Annotated in this window: 19 protein-coding genes and 3 pseudogenes; 15 read left to right on the top strand and 7 right to left on the bottom strand. The window is 52.8% G+C overall.

Translation table 11 applies throughout. From position 1 onward, the window contains the following. Positions 1-6: 6 nt before the first annotated feature. Positions 7-387, bottom strand: coding sequence for an NUDIX domain-containing protein (locus QME24_RS17100; protein WP_281690920.1), 381 nt, complete (start codon positions 385-387; stop codon positions 7-9). A gap of 226 nt (positions 388-613) precedes the next feature. Between QME24_RS17100 and QME24_RS17095 the strand changes: the two genes are divergently transcribed. The 5 genes and pseudogenes from QME24_RS17095 (at position 614) to QME24_RS17075 (ending at position 3,455) form a co-directional block, all read left to right on the top strand. Continuing rightward, the gene (locus QME24_RS17095) at positions 614-1,003 is read left to right on the top strand and encodes an NUDIX domain-containing protein (RefSeq protein ID WP_281690919.1); all 390 of its coding nucleotides are present in this window, start codon (positions 614-616) and stop codon (positions 1,001-1,003) included. A 379-nt stretch (positions 1,004-1,382) separates the two neighbouring features. After that, entirely contained in the window at positions 1,383-1,673 is a 291-nt protein-coding gene (locus QME24_RS17090; RefSeq protein ID WP_281690918.1) for a hypothetical protein, read from the top strand. Positions 1,674-2,237: 564 nt separating this feature from the next. Beyond that, positions 2,238-2,426, top strand: a pseudogene (locus tag QME24_RS17085) (hypothetical protein); the annotation flags it as partial. A gap of 264 nt (positions 2,427-2,690) precedes the next feature. Then, entirely contained in the window at positions 2,691-3,125 is a 435-nt protein-coding gene (locus QME24_RS17080) for an NUDIX domain-containing protein (protein WP_281690917.1), read from the top strand. Positions 3,126-3,182: 57 nt separating this feature from the next. Next, positions 3,183-3,455, top strand: coding sequence for a PepSY domain-containing protein (locus tag QME24_RS17075; RefSeq protein ID WP_281690916.1), 273 nt, complete (start codon positions 3,183-3,185; stop codon positions 3,453-3,455). A gap of 296 nt (positions 3,456-3,751) precedes the next feature. Here the strand turns inward: QME24_RS17075 and QME24_RS17070 are convergent. Next, positions 3,752-3,949, bottom strand: a pseudogene (locus QME24_RS17070) (general stress protein); the annotation flags it as partial. Between the two features lie 666 nt (positions 3,950-4,615). After that, entirely contained in the window at positions 4,616-5,410 is a 795-nt protein-coding gene (locus QME24_RS17065) for an OBAP family protein (protein WP_281690915.1), read from the bottom strand. A gap of 202 nt (positions 5,411-5,612) precedes the next feature. Here QME24_RS17065 and QME24_RS17060 point away from each other — a divergent pair, with 202 nt between their 5' ends. The 5 genes and pseudogenes from QME24_RS17060 to QME24_RS17040 all read left to right on the top strand — a co-directional run bounded on the left by QME24_RS17060 (position 5,613) and on the right by QME24_RS17040 (position 9,469). Further along, a complete protein-coding gene (locus tag QME24_RS17060) occupies positions 5,613-5,981 on the top strand; it encodes a hypothetical protein (protein WP_196185039.1) in 369 nt (122 codons plus the stop codon). Positions 5,982-5,998: 17 nt separating this feature from the next. Beyond that, complete coding sequence (locus QME24_RS17055) at positions 5,999-7,174, top strand: DUF3800 domain-containing protein (RefSeq protein ID WP_281690914.1); 1,176 nt, start codon at positions 5,999-6,001, stop codon at positions 7,172-7,174. A 151-nt stretch (positions 7,175-7,325) separates the two neighbouring features. Beyond that, a complete protein-coding gene (locus QME24_RS17050; RefSeq protein WP_196185041.1) occupies positions 7,326-7,694 on the top strand; it encodes a histone-like nucleoid-structuring protein, MvaT/MvaU family in 369 nt (122 codons plus the stop codon). 198 nt (positions 7,695-7,892) lie between these two features. Then, a pseudogene (locus QME24_RS17045) lies at positions 7,893-9,024 on the top strand (HAMP domain-containing sensor histidine kinase). A 154-nt stretch (positions 9,025-9,178) separates the two neighbouring features. Continuing rightward, on the top strand, positions 9,179-9,469 hold the full coding sequence (locus QME24_RS17040; protein ID WP_108190524.1) for a hypothetical protein: 291 nt from the start codon (positions 9,179-9,181) through the stop codon (positions 9,467-9,469). 198 nt (positions 9,470-9,667) lie between these two features. Here the strand turns inward: QME24_RS17040 and QME24_RS17035 are convergent, their stop codons facing one another. Further along, entirely contained in the window at positions 9,668-9,898 is a 231-nt protein-coding gene (locus QME24_RS17035) for a hypothetical protein (RefSeq protein ID WP_196185042.1), read from the bottom strand. Positions 9,899-10,173: 275 nt separating this feature from the next. Here QME24_RS17035 and QME24_RS17030 point away from each other — a divergent pair, with 275 nt between their 5' ends. Together QME24_RS17030 and QME24_RS17025 are read left to right on the top strand one after the other, a co-directional pair. Continuing rightward, positions 10,174-10,404, top strand: a complete 231-nt coding sequence (locus QME24_RS17030; protein ID WP_196185043.1) for a hypothetical protein — start codon at positions 10,174-10,176, stop codon at positions 10,402-10,404. Positions 10,405-10,466: 62 nt separating this feature from the next. Further along, positions 10,467-10,676, top strand: a complete 210-nt coding sequence (locus QME24_RS17025; protein WP_196185044.1) for a hypothetical protein — start codon at positions 10,467-10,469, stop codon at positions 10,674-10,676. A 27-nt stretch (positions 10,677-10,703) separates the two neighbouring features. Here QME24_RS17025 and QME24_RS17020 read toward each other — a convergent pair whose 3' ends face one another. After that, positions 10,704-11,159, bottom strand: a complete 456-nt coding sequence (locus QME24_RS17020) for a 3'-5' exoribonuclease (protein ID WP_281690913.1) — start codon at positions 11,157-11,159, stop codon at positions 10,704-10,706. A 579-nt stretch (positions 11,160-11,738) separates the two neighbouring features. Between QME24_RS17020 and QME24_RS17015 the strand changes: the two genes are divergently transcribed. Continuing rightward, on the top strand, positions 11,739-11,948 hold the full coding sequence (locus QME24_RS17015; protein WP_281690912.1) for a hypothetical protein: 210 nt from the start codon (positions 11,739-11,741) through the stop codon (positions 11,946-11,948). A gap of 62 nt (positions 11,949-12,010) precedes the next feature. Here QME24_RS17015 and QME24_RS17010 read toward each other — a convergent pair whose 3' ends face one another. Beyond that, positions 12,011-13,621, bottom strand: a complete 1,611-nt coding sequence (locus QME24_RS17010; protein ID WP_196185047.1) for a DUF6119 family protein — start codon at positions 13,619-13,621, stop codon at positions 12,011-12,013. Positions 13,622-16,278: 2,657 nt separating this feature from the next. Between QME24_RS17010 and QME24_RS17005 the strand changes: the two genes are divergently transcribed. Further along, the gene (locus tag QME24_RS17005; protein ID WP_281690911.1) at positions 16,279-16,476 is read left to right on the top strand and encodes a hypothetical protein; all 198 of its coding nucleotides are present in this window, start codon (positions 16,279-16,281) and stop codon (positions 16,474-16,476) included. After that, positions 16,473-16,892 (top strand): hypothetical protein, encoded by a 420-nt coding sequence (locus QME24_RS17000; protein WP_281690910.1) that lies wholly within the window; start codon positions 16,473-16,475, stop codon positions 16,890-16,892. Before QME24_RS17005 ends, QME24_RS17000 begins: the two co-directional genes overlap by 4 nt. Positions 16,893-16,963: 71 nt before the next feature. Here QME24_RS17000 and QME24_RS16995 read toward each other — a convergent pair whose 3' ends face one another. After that, positions 16,964-18,205 carry a hypothetical protein gene (locus tag QME24_RS16995; RefSeq protein WP_281690909.1) on the bottom strand — a complete coding sequence of 414 codons (1,242 nt, stop codon included), beginning with the start codon at positions 18,203-18,205 and terminating at the stop codon, positions 16,964-16,966. Between the last annotated feature and the right edge of the window lie 200 nt (positions 18,206-18,405).

The following is an 18,405-nucleotide window of genomic DNA, read 5'->3' as shown; positions in this document are numbered from 1 at the left end:
GCCCATCTATTCGGGCTCCAAGAAGCCTTCTCGTCTGAGTAATTCCATATTCGTTGGCTTTACCGCCACTTGATTGAGTTCTGCGGCAGCGAACCATCGACATTCCACGATTTCGTGTGACGCTCGAGGCTGAATAGACGCCGGGACGGTCATTCGATAGAGCCAGTGCTCCTCCTCTGACAGCACGCTGTGTCCCAGAAACTGGCCGTCGGTAAGTTGTAGGCTAGTTTCTTCACGCAACTCTCGACATGCCGCTTCGAACTGGGTCTCGCCAGGATCAATCTTCCCTCCTGGTAGTGACCACTCAGGGGCTTCCTTGCGCACCATTAGAATTTTGCCGGCTTGCAGGCAAATGACAGTTGAGTGCAGCTCTTTCGATTGGCTCATGACGGCTCCTCCCGTATGAACGGAAGGCCATGCCTGCACACCGAAGTTCACTCCGCTCGGTGAATGGCCTGATGGTTCGTTCCTCCACCCTCAAGAACATAATTCCAAGCGCCTTAATCAACCTGAACCCTGGCGCCGCCCTGATGGTCATCTAAGCGACGCTAGTACGACTTAGGCTCGGAAGGAACCTGCCGTATCCACTCGAGACAACAATAAGGGTCAGAGCATGAAGGGAATGGATACTGCTACAGCTAGACGCAAAGGCATCAAGCTGCGCGCCACTGTGATCTATCGCAAGGACGGAGAAGTCCTTTTTGTACGCAAACGCAACGCCAAGTGGAATCTGCCAGGTGGGCGTGTCGAGCGAGACGAGACACCGCTAGAGGCGGCGATGCGCGAGATGGCTGAGGAAACCGGGCTTGCCTTCGATGAGCTTCGCTACCTCACGATGTACCGCGAGGACAAGGTCATCCACTACCTGTTTGAAGCGCGGAGAACGGATGACAAGCCACGCCCTCGGAATGAGATTGATGCCTGCCGCTGGATAAAGGCCAGGGACGTCTCGAAGCGTCGGGTGCGGCGACCGATCAAGACGATCCTTAAACGCTGTGCCTGATAGGTTCAATTTTCCGTTGGTTACGAAACCTGTGTTGAGAGGCCTCTCCATTGGCGGGTGCTGGCCTTGGACGGGTTTTCTTCGACAGTGGCGGTAGCAGTTTCTGCAGTTTCTTCAGCTCAACCTCTGTCTAGGCCAGCCGCCTGCTCCTTGCTGATTTTTTGGCGCGCGCAGGGTGGCGGATCTTTTCAGAATGTAACGTGCACAAAACCGCTCTATTTCAGCACTTTTCATTGACCTAGCCCCTCACGGGAGGGGCCCGACTCAAGGCGAAATCCCTAACTCCTCCCGCGATTCATTGCCGGTGTCATTGAATGGTCGCGTTCATCGGCTATGGTGAGGGTTCACAACTATAAGCCTAAAGTCGTAGGAGGCCGGTATGCGTATTCGTGGTGATGTTTTTTGGGATTGGGCGGATCCAGTGCTTCATCATCGGTCTCACGGCGAGAACTTAGATGACGGCACTTCAATCGATGTGCAGGTCAGGCTCTCAAGGGTGGGCCAGACTCAGATGTTCATCGGAATCTATGCGGGCTGTGGAATGGCTCGTCATGAAGAGGCCTTCGACTCTCGACCAGGCGAGTCCATGACTCGGGCCTTAGCCTGGGGCGTGGAACGGGCAAGGCGCTTGGCGACAGATCAGCAGCCTGCAGTGAAACAGGTTGCGTAGCTTTTACAAGCACAGGATCTCAACGGCGGTCGTTGTCAACAGGTAACACCGACCGCTGTTCTCAAAGCAACTCACTTGGACTTCACTCTAATTTTTCCAGAAGCCAAGCCCATCCAGCGGCGGTGGGGTCAGCTGGTCTCTCAGCGTCGTCCAACGCTTTCAAGGCGTTGAACTGGAACTCCGCTCGGATGCGCAGTTTCTCAAGATCCGTACAACAGCTGTCTGATAGTCCCCTTTCATAGGCTCGCAGCGATCTCATGGCCTGGCTGCAGGCGTTCAGCTGTGCCGTTATTCGAATCGAGTCCGCCTTAGTCATTTTCAGATGCCTCCAGAGGACTAAGCGATTCGGGTTCAGTCCTGTCCACACTAACAGTTACCGGACAAATTTCTCGTTCTCTCGACCCTATACCGACCGGCGGCTACGCCGCTACCTGGCTTCGCTAACAACTTGCAATCTACCTCATTAGCGTCATTGGGTACCCAAAATTCTGGTGTGCAAATAAACATGAGTTAACTTGATGGTTATATATAAAAAGACTAATACTTAGGTCTGCCGGAAGAGGGATCATCATGCAGACACGCTTCGTCGTCGTTCCCGCTGTACCCACGGAAAGAGAGACTTTCCCGCGTCCAATCGGCGTCCCCGGCGCTTCTGGGGCAGGATTCGACCTGTACGATACCCATTGCAAGACACGGCTTGCCTTGAACTGCCCCACGCGTGCCGAGGCGGATTACGAATGTGCTCGTCGTAACGGCCAGAGCAGCGCGAGCGGGTCGAGCAATGCAGAAGCGGGATCAAGGTGCGTGGAACGCGAGTCGAGCCCTGAAGGGCGAGGTTCCAGGTGTGCAGGGCATGGATAATGGGGCGTACTTGCACCCGGGCGATCATTCCCGAAACGACCTCAGGGTTATGCCCGGACAGGCGTCCGGAACGCGTTTTCGAACGTGCTGGTCATCACCATAAGGAAGCCCACGTCAACGTTCAGGATGTCGCCCATTCTCCAGGTGCGATCCCTCATGAGCGTCATCAAGCATCGTCCAACCAAGGCAAAGGTAACGATCATCTGTTCTCGCAATGACCAGGTTCTTCTGGTTCGCAGGAGGGGCGCCAAATGGAAGTTTCCAAGCGGTCTGCTTGCGACAGGTGAGGCCCCAATCGTGGCTGCTGCTAGAGAGCTTTGGAAGGCGCTATCGATGCATTGCTCGCATCTGAACGCCGTGGGCACCATTGAGGTTGGCAGTGTTCTCCACCATATCTTCACCACCGATTTTGCTGACGGATGCAGTGTTTCGCTTGGCAGAGGCATTGTCGAGTGTAAGTGGATCGGCTGGGAGGACATGAGCTCAACCATGCTGAAGCCTACAGCCGCTGCTTTGCTGTCACGAGATCTATCAGCGCTTGTCCATCGTGATGAGCCCAGTGCCTCCGAATTGGCATCCAACACAAACTGAACGGCGAGATCATCGAGCCGGTCGGATCGTTAAATGCCATGAAAGAGGACGGTAGCGATGAAAGCGATAACTCGACTGTTCACCTGTTTGGCTCTGGTGGGTGCCTTGGGAGCCACGACAGCATGGGCGGATCAGCCTGGGGCTGATTGGAAGGTAACCAAAGATCAGGCCGAAGCCACCTTGAAAGGTGCCGGCTACACACAGATCACCAAGATCGAGGCCGATGATGGGCATTGGGAAGGTGAGGGCATGAAAGCTGACGGCAAGCAATATGAGTTCCAGGTCGACCCACACGACGGGAAAATCATCAAAGACGAGCTGGATAACTAATCAGGGCGGGTTTGCTCTCTGAGCGGCCCGCGCCTCCTGCGCGGGCTTTTTTCGGCTATCAATTGGGTAAACCAGGCCTATCCGTTTGCCTGGCTCTTTGCTCAGCGGTTGTCTTCCGTCATCCCGCTGTCTTCATCCTGAATAGCTTGCGACCCTTCATCCATGCCTTGCTCCCGGTCAGCTTTACTGCCAGTGGTATGTCCTCCCTGACCCCCGCGTTGACTTGCGCCACCGGCACGCTGAGGATCGTCTTCCTGAAGGTTACTGCCGCTACCTTGCCCTGTTTGTTGATCCTCAGATCTCCCCCCGGACATTTGACCGCCTTTCTGGCCGGCTTCCGATGCCCGCTGAGGATCATTGGCAAAATTGCCGCCCGAGGCTTGGCCGCCTTTATGACCGGCCTCCGAAGCCTTCTCACGGTCGTTTGCAAAATTACCAGGATTGTTTTGTGCGGTGCCGCCTTGCTGACCTGTCTTGTCTTGATCGTTCGCCATGATCTCGCACCTCGTGTGTTCACACAGAGAGCCTGTGTTCTGTTCAGATGCTGAGCGAATTCGGGACGCTCCCTTTACCTTTGAATTAGCTGACCGGGTGCGCGAAAGATCCTGGAGCGCAACGAATCGTGTAATAAAGATTGCTGCATAAGCTTGGGCGGTTGTCCGCGCTCGGTGTACGACTACCCAGCTTCCAAGAGAGGCAGGCGTTGCCGGATGTCGGCGATGAGCCGCCGACCTTCTGCCTCCATCAGATCGCCGTAATTGGCAATGGCGGCACACCCTCGGCACGTTAGGATGGCCTTCTTGTTCAACCTCAGTGGTCTCACAAGGTCTTGCCCACCGCATTTAAGACATCTCAAAGTGACGCTCACCGCTTTGTTCTCCATGAATGCCGATCAGGATCCTTCCCTTGCCGTGTAGTCGCGAAACACGGTGCGGTACATGGAGTGGTGTGGATTGCTGAACGTTCACTTTGAGACCAGGACACAAGGCCGGGCGTTGGGTGATGGCAACTAGCAAGCGGAGCGCGCCGGCCCAAGGATGGGCCATAGGCGTGAGGATGGAAGCCCGATAGGGCCGAGACCGGCAAGCCCGGCTCGGTTTACGACAGCCGTCCCCATAGGGGCACGCCCAAGGCATAGCTACATACGACTGTCTCAAGTGCTATTGGCTGGAGCGGCTGTTGTTATTCGCTGGAGTCGATGCAGCGGGGCGGTGCAGATGCGCGCCGGTTGGATCGTTAATTTGAATGACATTACCGTGCTGCCAGCCATCCGCCTGTGGATCTGCATCAGGAATACGAATGTCAGCCCGCTCGGCTTTGGTTTTCGCAGCATCCACCCCCAAGCGCCGATTGCGCTGTTCGACCATCGCCGGGTCAGCCTGCCCGTCTGCGGTAAAGCCCATCATCAACTGCGGCACACCCACTGGCAGCGCTTTGTCCTGATCGGTATGCCAGGTATGCCATGTCTTCCCATAGGTATGCGCCAGGCGATCCATCAGGACATGCTCAGCAGGTGCTGGAATGCCTGGTGCAATCAGCTGCCCAGAGGAGACCTCATAGCCATGGCTGTGCCACATCGCCTTCTCCTTGGGAGATAATCCGGAAAAAAGCTTCTCGTCGATGATGTACTCGACGCCCATGATCTTCGCACCCTTGGTATTGCCGTCGAATATCACACACTGAATCACATCCTCGTTGAGGATGGAGCAGTAGTGGTGCGCTTCCATTTGCACGTCCGGATGCCCGTTGTAAAAATGGAAGCCATCCAAGTAGGCGTTGATGGCCTCAATCGGCGGCTTCGACTGCAGCGTCGCGGCGCCGGCTTCCAGTAGTTGGGTTTTAGCAGACTCGGGCCTGCCTGGTGACTCCACAGGAGACTTCGTTTCGGGAGCGGAGCAGGCCCACAGCAGAGTGCAGGCGAGGGGAAGGTTTATCGTCTGGAATAGCTGTCGCATGAGGAAGGCTCTGGCTGGTGTCCTTAGAGGACAGCCTTGGCCGATGAAGCGGACAGCCCAACGGACGGATGGCCAGCGTGGATGAGGAATTGCGGGCAAAAGAAAGCCCGCTGCCAGGCGGGTTCTCTCAAACGCTGGTCGCAATGATGGCATTTGGCCTATTTGCGGGATAAGCTCAATGCTTACAAATCAAGGAAGACAAATGAAAAGATTCCTGGCTGCTGTAGGTATCTGCTTTGTACTCGGGGGGTGTGCGACCTCCCACTACACTGCAGGGCGCGACTTCCCATCGGCAAGTGTGGCGAGCATCACCAAAGGAAAGACCACGACGACTGAGCTAAAGGCGCTTTTTGGAGAGCCTTACGCGAAAAGCGCCGTGAGCGAGACCGATGAGAAATGGGTGTACACGTACACGAATGCCTCTGCCCATGCTCAGAGCTATGTGGTGACTATGAAGGTGACCACCACTGGCACGCAGAAGACCCTAGATGTCCTGATCCGCGATGATGTGGTCATCAATTACACCTTCAGTGAAGGCCCCGCACCAGGTAGCAGCACTGCCACCTACTGATGAGGGGGAACTCCTGATTGGACAGAACGTATGCCTATGTTGATGAGTCGGGTAATTCTGACTTAGACACATCCAAGGCTGGGAGCTCTGGCTTCTTCGTAGTGTGCTCCATCCTTGTGGCTGAGAAAGATCTGCGGGACGCCTACCAGCGTGCCGAGGAGCTTCGCCGGCAGCACTTCCAGACAGGTGAAATCAAGTCCAGTAAGGTGCGTGCGAAGGATGCTGACCGGCGCGTCCGCATCTTAACCGACCTGGCGAAGCTTCCGATCAAGCTCTATTTCGTGGTCGTGGACAAGGAGCGCATCTACAAGGACGGGGGACTGCAATTCAAGACCTCGTTCGTAAAGCATATCAACGGATTGCTCTACAGCCGGCTTTTCAGGAACTGCCGCAATCTACAGATGACGGTGGATGAGCATGGCGGAGTTGAGTTCCAGGAGAGTCTGAAGGCCTACGTACAAGATCGCTACGTCGATGATCTCTTCGGGGATGACCATGCGTTCCAGACGAAATCCAGCAGGGATGATGTCCTGATTCAGGTCGCTGATTTTTTCGCGGGGTCTGTAGCCCAGATCTATGAGGAGAAGGCTGTTGGCGATATTGCTGAGGTCTATAAAACGATCCTTCGCGAGCAGACCCTCGGCCTTCTGGAGTGGCCACCCAAGTTCAATTCGCTGCTTGCTCCGCCGATGGATGAGTCCAGCTACGCGGACTACCAGGTGCATCAGGAAGCTCTCCGCCAAGCAGAACTTTTCGTCGAAAAGGCCGGCCAACACCCGGACGAGGACGAACGTCTACAAGTCAGCATCCTGGATTACCTGAGATTTCAGAGTGAGTTCGTCACGAAGGATTACATTCCTACAGCCGCGATCTTGGCCCATCTCGGTGACAAAGGCTTTGGCGATCTCTCGGAGCAGCGGGTCAGATCAAGTGGTATCGCGAAGCTGCGGGACGCCGATGTCATCATCACAAGTACGTCCAAAGGCTACAAAATCCCGCAGACAAGAGCCGATATCAATGACTTTTTGGAGATGGCATCTGGCGTGGTCGTGCCATTGCTTGAGCGTGTCAAAAAGGCCCGTGAGGTCTATAAGCTGAGTAGTCGTGGTGAGTACGATATCATCAAGGTGTCAAGGCTTATGGATCTGGAGAAGCTCTTATCCTCACTTGATGCCTTCGCCCCAGACAAATGATTGATAAGGCCAGGCATAATTTCCTCGTCTCGAGAAGTTTCCAGGCTAGTTAAACCGAACGAAAATCCAGCATCAACGTCCTATTAAAGGACATCGCTCGCGGGATGCTTTAGGATGTTCCGCCTGTTTCCCTTAACTTTGAGGATCGAATATGTCTCGTCTGGCAGAATTTCGTCAGCTTGAACAGCAACTCGCAGCACAACTCGCAGAGCTGGAAGCGCTGAAAGGTAGCTCCGAACTGCAGAAAGAAATCGAATTTGAAACCAAGCTTCGTGACCTGCTTAACAAGTACGGCTACAGCTTGCGTGACATCATCAACATCCTGGATCCCCAGGCTAGCCGTCGCGCCGCCGCTCCTGTTGTTGCAGAGAAAGCCCCACGTCGTGCCCGCCAAGTAAAGCAGTACAAGAATCCGCACAACGGCGAAATCATCGAGACCAAGGGCGGCAATCACAAGCTGCTCAAGGAATGGAAAGCCGAGTACGGCTCTGATGTGGTGGAAGGCTGGCTCGCCCAGTAACACGCTCCACAGATGGTTTGCTAAAGCCCCCTCACGGGGGCTTTTTCTTTGGTGAGCCAGCCACCTGTTACCAGCCCTGTAGCTGATCCGAGGTGCTCGATGGACGATTGCCATCACACAGTTGGCTGGCCGCGATTCCACCTGTTTTCCTAATGGACTAGGCTTTGCTGACGCCTTTGAGAACAGGGTTCGGCCCTTATGAGACTGTCCGATTTTATTGAGAACAGCATGGAGTCCATTCTCCAGGCTTTGGGAGAACTACGCTCGTTCGGTTGAAACAGACCTGCCGAAGCAGGACTCTGTGGGTTTGCGAGACCATGCCGAGAAGATGCTGCGCACTGTCGCAGCTGACATGAGAACGCCCCAGACCAGGTACGAGCAAACCGAGAAGGCACAGGGGAGAGGGCCCAGAGAGTCCAGCGATACAGCAGCGGAAATTCACGCGGTTGCTCGTCTGGTAACTGGATTTTCAATGGATCAGATGGTGTCCGAATACAGGGCGCTTCGTGCAAGTGTCTTGTCGCTGTGGCTGAACCAGGAAACGCTCGGCCAGGCCGATCACATCCGAGACATGATCCGGTTCAACGAGGCCATTGACCAAGCACTGGCAGAATCAATAGCCGCGTATGGATCGGCAGTCGAGTCGACGCGAAAAATGGTACTCGCCGTGCTTGGTCATGATTTGAGATCTCCTCTGAGCGCCATTCTCATGGCAGGAGATATGATCCAGCGGCAGGCGGGTCTAGATGACAAGGGCAAGGTACTAGCTTCCCTGGTCTCTACCAGCGCACGCCGGGCAAACGTCATGATCAACGATCTGCTGGATCTCGCCCGCTGCAATCTGGGTACTGGCATTCCGGTGGACTTGCGGAGGGTCGAGTTGAACTCGATCTGCCGTGCTGTGATTGACGAGCTTCGCACGGCGTTCCCGCAGGCCAAGATCTTCCTGGAGGAGCAGGCTCACATCATTGGTCAATTCGACCCTGACCGTATTTCCCAGGTGTTCTCCAACCTGATAGGTAACGCTCTGAGACATGGTGATGCAACGGCTCCCATCAAGGTGACGGTAGCCAGTGCGCATGGTGTCCCACGGGTTAGCGTTCAGAATTCTGGCGAGCCTATTCCTGCCGAGGTGATGCCGTATCTCTTCAAACCGGAGGGGAGGTATTCAAGCTATTCAGCCGGGGAGCGCGGGTCTGCGGCAGGGCTTGGTCTCGGTCTGTTCATCGCTTCGGAAATCGTCGCAAGCCACGGTGGCCGAATTGAGGTCGAGTCGTCTGCTGAGGACGGGACGACATTCGAGGTAGTTCTGCTCTCTTCAGCTGGGTGATCACTCATCGCCTGGGGTTTGGGCATATGGCCTTGTTTGTAGAGGGTTCCAACCAACTGTCTGAATGAGGGCAGCCAATCTCCTGGCGGGTTGAAACGTCATCATCCCGCGCTATGGTTGATGGACTATAAGACTAAAGTCGTAGGAGGGCGGCATGCGTATACGCGGTGAGGTTTTTTGGGCTTGGGCCGATCCTGTGCTTCATCACCGGAGCCATGACGAGGAGCTGGATGACGGCACCTCGATTGATGTCCAGGTGAGGCTTTCCCGAACTGGCCAAACACAGATGTTCATCGGTGTGTATGCGGGCTGTGGCATGGCTCTTCACGAAGAGGCATTCGACTCTCGGCCAGGTGAGTCGATGACTCGGGCCTTGGCCTGGGGAGTGGGGCGTGCAAGACGACTCGCGACCGATCAGCGGCCTGCTGTGCAGCAGGTGGCATAGACGTCAAAATCAGCAATCCGGTGGTCGCTGTGCACAGATGCCAGTGATCACGCATTCTTGGGCCGCCCTGCGATGAGGGTAATTGCGGGCAAAAGAAAGCCCGCTGCTAGGCGGGCAAGATCTATCACACGTAGGGATATCTAACGCTCCCATACTGCATGTGAAAAAGCCGTGAAGACTATTGGAAGCGACTGGCTACTACCCACCGTTTGAGTGAATCCAAGATGTGTAAGCTGAAACCAGGCTCTGCGGAATGCTTGGTAAACCCTGCTCAAGCTCTGCCAGTTTTGATGGACTACCTACCCAGTCGGTGACCCAGGTGATCAATCTCAATCGGGATGCGGGGCACGGCGCGACCTGTTGCTCAAGCACATCCGCGATACGGGCCAAACGCTCGATGCTGTCGTCGAGTTGGGTAATCTGATCCATGACTCCGCTCCTTGGGTGATAGCCCGAACATAACACGTTGAAATCGACGCCATCGAAGCGTGACAAATCTCGACCCTACACTCCCCACTGCGGCGTAACGTTCCGTCACCTGGAACAATCTTTCGATTTGGGCGAGGCATCGCCACTCCCAATGAAAACCTGCCAGGTTACAGCGACTGATCCGTTCTCATCGGAGGCGCATTTCGTCCGCAGTAACTATGCAGCCGGGCATTTTCCTAATACTGTATGCACATACAGCATTGGAGGATGCCGCCATGACAGGCACCAATCTGCCCGTAATGTCGATCCAAGAGTGGCGGCAGCTGCTCAACGACACCGAGGCTCTGCTCATCGCACCTAAGAAACATCACAGGGAGCTTCTGCATCACGCATATGCGCTACGTGATGCCCATTCCGTAGACTCAGGAACCTTGGCTGACATGTTGGAGCTCGCTGATGAAGCGTTGATGTACGCCCACTCCGTCCAAGCTGATCAGCAGTGGTAGGCTAAACACACGCCTTGATGGCATGGCATCGCGTGGGATAGCAATGGTGAAAGGGAGAGGTCGTGAAAAGAGATCTGAGCAAGGTACTCATGCCTGACCACCCCCTTTACACCGAGGCTGTGGAAGCGCTCAAGCTGTACCTCCAAGCCCAGGCTGATGGGGTGGCTGGAGCGGAGTTGGAGCGCCTCAAGCTGATGGCCGAACATCGCTTTCAAGCCGTCACTGATTACCAGCTCCGAGCCCTTGGCGGCCCGGCAGAGCAAGGCCATTAGCACCTGACCTTCCGAGCTAGTCGAGTTCTATCCAAGGGTTGGACTAGAAAACATGCCGGCGATGATCCTGGCATCAAGAAGAGCATGATGCGGCAGCTCTTCTCCATCGTCTGTCGGAAACAGTGTGGTCGCATCAGTCGGACGATTTCGGACATTTCGAGGCCAGCGCCCAGCGTCGTAAGCGAGCTCGCAAAACAGCTCCCAGTCATAGATAGGTGCGTCTGTGACTACCTCGAGCTCTTCGTCATAAGTTGCCAAGAACCGTAGGAGCGCTGACCTGGCCTCCATCACCGGCATGGCGTACTCACCGCCCCAGAGCTGTGGCAGCACAATCTCCTTCACGAAATCGCTGCAGTCTTCCAGTCGCCAAGAGTCGAGCAGTTCGACATAAAATTCCCGGCCATCCTCGGCGACCAGCGCCAAGGAAATCAGCTTCGCCTGTGCGGTGAGCTGAGTGAATTCGCAGTCCAGAAAGAGCCTCACATTTGAATCTCCATCATGCCTAGAAATCGCCTAACACTCGCACAGGAAGGCCAGCTTTGGGAAATTGCACTCAACCACTTTGGCCCTGAGCAACTGCTTCAAATTGTCGTTGAGCTTTGGGGGGCACTCGAATTTCCGCAGCGAACGGCAGTGGATCACCTTTCTACGGCTACGTTGAACCCTCAGGTGCTGAATATAGTGAGTATTGCCCAGACCAGAGTAGGTGCGTTCGTCCCCCTTCGTGAGGCGGTACCAGGGACGGTGACTCTGTACTCACGCCACGCCAGTGATCTGGCTGATGGGCTTCTGGCTCGACTGCCGCTAACGCAGCTCACGAGAAAGCTGAGGGGAGATCGCCTCGATGATGACTTGGGCATGTAAGCTGATATTGGTGACGGAGGAGGGGCGGGACGTGGTGATTCGTCATCGACTGCGCAGCCTGGAAATCTTGTGGCAGCGAGCGTTGGCTCTGCGCACTTGGCTGTCGGGCCTCGACCTTGAGAAATTCGGTATGACCTGGAATGTCGAGATGGAGTGCCTGGATACACCCCGTGACAGCCGGCAGGATGGGTGCTGAAAATGAAGAGAACGATCTTGGGAGTGGCTGAGGTCGGAGAGCCGCTTTTGCAGCAAGCCCTCCAGGCCATCCGTGCCTATCACGCAGCGCAGGCCGAAGGTCGGCCTGATGCTGAAATCGAGCGCCTTCGGCTTGAGGCTGAACACGTGTACCAAACTGTTATTGACTATCAGCTCTTTAAGGCCGGGTCGCTCGATGAGCCTGTACATTGAGCGTGGTAACGCTTAAAAAATCGTGGGGGACTTTTAATGAGCTCCAAAGTCTTTGTTGGTGATTACAGTTTTTTCTTTCTTTTTTTCTCAACATCTCTTTCATGTTTTGATATGTAGATCCTAGGGGTGAGCCCATGGTTTCTAACTAATTTGTGCCAAGACTCTACGGCTAAAAGGAACTGGATGGAATTCACGTCGGTAATTTTTTCTACGTCGTCTTCAAATACGAACCAAAGGGCTGCACTGTGAAGCTCATTATCAAACTTTATTGTCTTGTTTTTTATTAGTGTGATGGCGTCCCGGGATTGCTCGATGTTGTAGATTAGCTCGGGCTTTTTCTTGGAGATTTTTACTGAGATGATTTCTCCTTTATTGTAAAGGTCGGCGACTTCTACTTGGTAGTTTCGCCTTTTTTGTTCAAGGGACTTAATGTCTGTCAGAACCCGGTCTAAGAGTTGGTAGTCCCGGTCATTACATATTTTTTGATTAAAATAAGCCTCTCGATAGTCAATCTTGTCATCTTCAGGCTTCGCATTTTTCCGCTTCTCTGTTTGCCAGGCAATGAACGCAGATTCGATCAGAGGCTCCTCCAGCTTGATTTCAATACTGCCTAGAGATCGTTTTAAATAAGTCATAAATGTTTGATTGAAGACGAACCACTCACCATTTTTAAGGAAGTATTGTTGGTCTTCGTACTCAATCGGGCAGTCAAGAATCTCCTTGAGAGGGCGTGTGAAACGGCCAGAGTCTTCGTTTTTAAATTGAACGGAAATACTATTAATGTCAGTGATGTCAGGGTGGTTGCTCAAGAATTTCGAGATAGCCTGGATATCAATGGTATTGCCTAGAGCCTGTCGATGATTGCCCTTGTCTACTTTTGCTTTGATTTCATAGTCGTAATCATGGAAGCTGAAGCATATGGCTATTCCGTGAACATGAAACTCTTCAATGAGAACTTGCCCGTCCGCGTTTTTTAGGTGATTGAGTAATAAGTTATCAAGTTCGCTTGCTGCTTCGGCGCCTACAGATTCAAGCTTGGGTAAATGGATGATTTTTTCACCGCGAAAACTCTCATCAATCTGTTGAAAGATTGCCGACAATTCTAATGGTTGTTTATCCATGTCCATCTGGATGGAGTCGGCAAAAATTATGTTTCGCTCGCCCCAAATTTCCTTGTTGGCGGCTTTGAGTTTCAAGTGATCGACAGATTCGCCAGCTTCATAGCTATCTATCTGAAAGCGCTGATACGAAGACACATCTTGACGCTTTGTACCTGTGAAGTAGCGGCTTTTTTTTAGCAGGATTGAGTTTTCATCCGCAACGCGTATCGCAAGATCAATCCCGAAATCTAGGTGAATGAATTTGGAGAGATAAAAGTGAGACTTCCCCAGGCTCACTGCATAGATTTGCTCTTCGTTTTCTAAGTTTTGGCATAATAGCATACCAAAATTAAAGGTGTTTTTTGGTTCTTTCACGTTGTCGTTGAAGAACTCTCTGTATGTGTTCCACCACCAGACGTCATTGCCTTTAATGTTTTCAGAAAAATAGAATGTCTTAGAGTAATTTGGGGTGGGAAGTGTCTTCTGTTCGACCAGGCCTACGGACTTAAGCTTGTCCTTTAGTTCTTTGATTTTGTGGTGTTTAACTTTGTAAATGTTGTATGTGTTTGGCATGTTGTTTCCATTCGGTGATGGCCTGATCCGATTAAGAAATTGCCATTTGCCAGCATGGAGCGCAATACCCTAATTTTTACAAGGATATTCCTCAGTAAAATCAGATGCTTAGAAGGCTTCAGCCACCTCCTTGCTGCGTTCCGATTTAGCCAGCATGACGCCTCCAGCAGCGAGACGATGGACAGGCGTACCAGATTTGGAGCTGGCGGTGACAGGTGCGTATAAATAAACGAATATCGTGTACCTTGGTAGTTGAAACTTTAGGGAGAGCCTCGTGAACGTGGGCGAGTTGATCGAAGAGCTGCGAAAGTACGACCCTGACCTACCCGTTCTGATACCTCGTTCGGACTGCTCAGCGCTGGAAGACGCTGTTGCGTGTTATCCGGATGTAGTCCGCGAAGGGCAAATCATGGGCTACGAGTCGCTGAGCTGGTTCCCTGGGGAACCTGAAGATCCTGGGACTGAAAAGCACCGGGTCATCGTCATCGACACCTCCCTGCCTCTCCCGACGTAAGAAAATGACCATGAAGCGGAAGCGGGTGGGATACCTGCGGGGTGGGGCTTTCGGTAGCAAGGTTCTGTAAATGCATCTGGAACCGGCCAGTCGATGGGGGCTTGTTCACTGAAGGAGTACAAATGTGCTCCGATGCTTAATCAGGTGGACAAACCTTACATACTGGCTTGCCGAGCCTGGTGACCACTAACGTCTCGCCTTGCTGGACGAGCTTCATGATCCTACGCCACCGGCGCCGAGCTTGGCTCTTGCTCATGACCAGCTCCATTCCATCCCCCAAAGAACAGTCGACTAACAAAGTTCTAGTCTGCTTGCCGGCAAGCTTTCTGCAAAGCTCTGCCGCGTTTGAGCAAAGACGCAACGTCTCCCGTAATGTTCCCAAAATGGAACATTAATGGCGTGTTGATGGGTTAATGTCCCCAAATGGGATCATTATGAATAGCGATGATCTGCCGTTTTTTTGAGAGTACACCAGCTCACAGCTTGGTAGGTGAGCCTCCGGAAACAACGCAAGGTCATGATCATGCCTCTCGTGATCCTAGCCTGTGTAACGTACTTTTCGGAATGTAACGTCGTCGCTGTTACATTCCAAAAAGTACGTTACAACGACCATTTCTAGGCAATTTGGCGCATGTGGGCGCATGCAACCACGAGTACCTCGCCCAAATGTTCTGGCCACCGAGCTATTGTTAGGTGTAGAGGCGGGCTTCAGCATTTCGAACTGCACACCTCCGGTAAGTGGAGCGCGCGCCCAGAGTCGTGAGTGGAAACGAGTCCGAGGATTTATGAGCCGAGATGTCCAAGAAACGCTGCACAGCAGTGCTGCTGATGGCGACCTGCATCTTCTCGAGGTTGCAAGACGGAAGGCTCTCTGGGCACTCGCTCACCTGATGCCCGGCGATCCACGTGCTGACGCTGTAATCCAAGCCCTAGACGACATTAAGTGCCAAGAGCAATTCCTACCCATCTACAGACAGGCCCTGGGCGCTGATGAGGTTGTGAATCTCGTGCCCACGGAGTCGCACCGTATTGGCATGGCCATCGTTCGAGATGAAAACATCCCACAGCCGTGGCGAGAACGATTCGAATGCGCGAGCCGAGGCTCGACCCGAGTAGCTGAAGGCGCCTACCTAGAGAACTGGCAGAAGTTCGTGTCGGAGTGGAAGGCAGAAATGGCCCATGTGGAATGCCATAGAAACGCGCAGCAGACTTAGCCTGTCATCATCGAAGCTAGGCTTGTCTAGGAAGTGGGGAGGGGCATAGATATATACCTGCCAAGCGGAGCGCGGAGGCCTTGTGCCGGAGGCGCGAGGATGGCAGCCCGAAAGGGACGAGACCGGGCTTCAGCCTGGGCTCGGTTTACGCCAGCCGGCCCAGCGGGCGCGCCCAACCCATCAGGCTCAAATGGCCCTTTCGTGAGCTTCTAGCGCAGCCGCAAGCGTAGGGTGCCACTCTAGAGGCAACTCGCCGGACGTGCCCATCACCTTCTGTGCAACCTGCCGCTGAACGTCGTCTGGGGCTGATACCGTGTCCTCCGCTGAGTAGTAGCGGGCAGACGCAACGCAAAAACCTCGAGCATCAAGCGCCTGCAGGCACACGTACCGAATGGCAGCCTGGTCGCTCAAGCCACGCCAGGAGATTACTTCCACACATGCCCCGGACACATGACCAGTGCCGAAGGAGGGCGTATCTCGATGCTTCGGGTCAACCAGGTGGCTGAGCTCCTGCCGGCGAGCAATTACGTAATCCCTGATCTCCTCAGGATCCATCGAGACGCCACCGTGATCCGTCACTGTGTAGTTTTTTAGTCCATTCACCGCCTCGATAAACTCCCGCTCCCGCTTAACCTCCCACTGCGAACGCTGGTCTCTGAACAACCTTCTCCATAATCTACTTAGGACATTCATGGCTTTTCGCTCGCTGTGGTATCGGACGGGGAGAAGATCCATCTAATAGTACAGAAGCATGACACAGATTATAGGGTTATCTCACAATTTCGACCTCTAGCGTGGCGCCCGCCGATGCTGCTGACAATATATATAGAAAACTTTAGATACTTATTGGCGGGTGCGGAAAATTCGTGCTTGCGGATGTTTTCTGTTTGTCTAGGCTGGCAAAATCTCTCGGGGAAAAGGTGGTTGTAATGGTTCATGTTTTGTATGCTCCGCAGCCTGTAGATAAACAGTTGACAGCCAAGGTGGCAATTGCGAACTTAGGAGCACATTTCGATGCTTTTCTGAACGCTAATAATATTTCGAGTTGGGCTCAAAATGACAGCTACCTGCTGAGAGATGAAAACGTCGCAGACGTACTGATATTACTTGGCACCACCAAGGCATGACAGTTGGTCAGTTAAAGTACCAGGGGAAAAAAATAATTAAGCTCGTAGCAGCGTTTGGCGGCAAGCTGCGGCAAATGTTGGCTTATAGAATGGTGGCTAACTGCCTGGGATATGACACCTATGAGTTCGCATTGTCCTGCCGTTCAGTGGACGATTACATCGATAACCTGTGGGCTGGGGGAATGGTCGCTGGTGCTGTGTTCCTCGATAACGCACGGCTGATGTCATGGCCAGCGACGGCAATGTCTATTGAGCTGCGATCTAGAATTGAGTTTAATAAAAAGCGCGTAAAGTTACTGAGTGCCGTGAGGTCGATAGACAAGAAAAATCGCACTGCAAGAGAAAGTGCTTTCATAGAAAATGAGCGGCAAGAGTTGAGGCGACGTCGACTGCCCCCTGAATTCAAAGAAAGCTGAGTGATAGCGTTCCTCTCGCATGCTTGACGCGAGAGTATGAACCGCTTGATTGAATTTCTCGAAGTTGAAATCTATGTGGTTGTGGGTTTATTCGGGCTTCGGAGCTGAAAGTTCTTAAGTTGATTTATTGTTTTTTCCATTGAAGCTATTTTTCTGGCTAGGTCTGGGTTCTGTGTGAGGTCGAAAGTTTTTGTTATTTCGGCTACGTCATTCTCTAGGGTTCTTAAGAGTGATTTAATTTTGTTCGGGGTTTGATTGGTGTCAAGTGTTAGGGTGATGGCAAAGGCCTCATCAAAATAATGCTTTAACGACATTGGGTCTAGATGACCAGTAAGTTTTATTACGCGGGACAGTATTTTTCTTTGTACTGCCTCTAGCCACAGATCTTTTTGTGCTATATCGCGTCTAAGTTCATTTTTTATTTCGTATGCTATTCGAGTGGTGATGAAGCGATGTCGAAACATCGAAAGGCACACCTGGACGTCTCCCAGGCCTGAAAGCTCACAAAGCCTTTTAAAGTCTCTGGCGATTGAGCGTGTTTGGATTGCGGTTCCGCTCTGGCTCAATAGAAAAGCTGTTGGTGTCTCAACTTTGGCACCAATTCGTTCTATGAAGCTCTGGCGGTCATGAAGATATATAGAGAGTTCGAGAGCGTCCTCTAGTGTCAGTGGAAACTCCCTGAGGGGCGGAGATTTTTGTCGACGCTTCAGTGTAGGTATTAATAGCTTTCGAGTTTTAACTGGGTCAGAGTTCAAGTCGATAGGTATTTTGTTAAGCTCATCGGGCCGGAGGCCTGTAAGGCTCTGAAGCTTTAGGGTAATATTACGCCTGCTGTAGAGATACTCATTTTGAGCATTAAGCTCTTCACTTTTAGGGCCGTTTGAAATGCCGAATGGCCTCCTCGGCTTGGTTCTTAGCTCTTCAATGACGTCTGCGAGCTTCCCCATAAAATCGTCAGGCATCGGTTTTTTATCACCCACCAAAGGGGCTTTGGTAGGGATTGCCGGATGGTAAAGGTATGGCCGACCCATGCTGTCTGTTTTCCATTGGACTGTTATCTTAGCACCAGTGCCCAATTCGCCAATCAATTTTGGTTGAGAGCTAAGTCGGTAGTTGACTTGATACCAGATATAAAAGTCAATGACTCGCCTTAGGGTGTACGCGATATGATTATTATTTCTCGCATTGTGTAAGGTGTTGCTCTTTAGCTTCTTTTCATTTTCGAGTCGCTCGGCGAAATCGTGTAGATACTGGTCATCCACTTCGAATAGCTGGATGTTAAAGTGGTAGATATCGCGAATGAAGTGACTCATGTGAGAGGCGAAAGTCTCCGCGCTTGCGCCGGTCGAATTCAAAGAGATGCTTTGAAGCCACAAGTTGATTAATAGACAAGGAGCCCCATTAGGCCAGAAGGTATGAACGTTATTGTTTGTGATTCGACTTTTTAAGGTTGCTTCGCCAGTTTTCCTCGAATAATTAACGCTCCAGGGTAGTGTGAAGCGCACTCCCGTGT

It is taken from the genome of Pseudomonas sp. PARCl1, assembly GCF_947311875.1.
In the GTDB taxonomy this organism is placed as follows: Bacteria; Pseudomonadota; Gammaproteobacteria; order Pseudomonadales; family Pseudomonadaceae; genus Aquipseudomonas; species Aquipseudomonas juntendi.
This window is presented reverse-complemented; position numbering and strand designations above follow the sequence as displayed.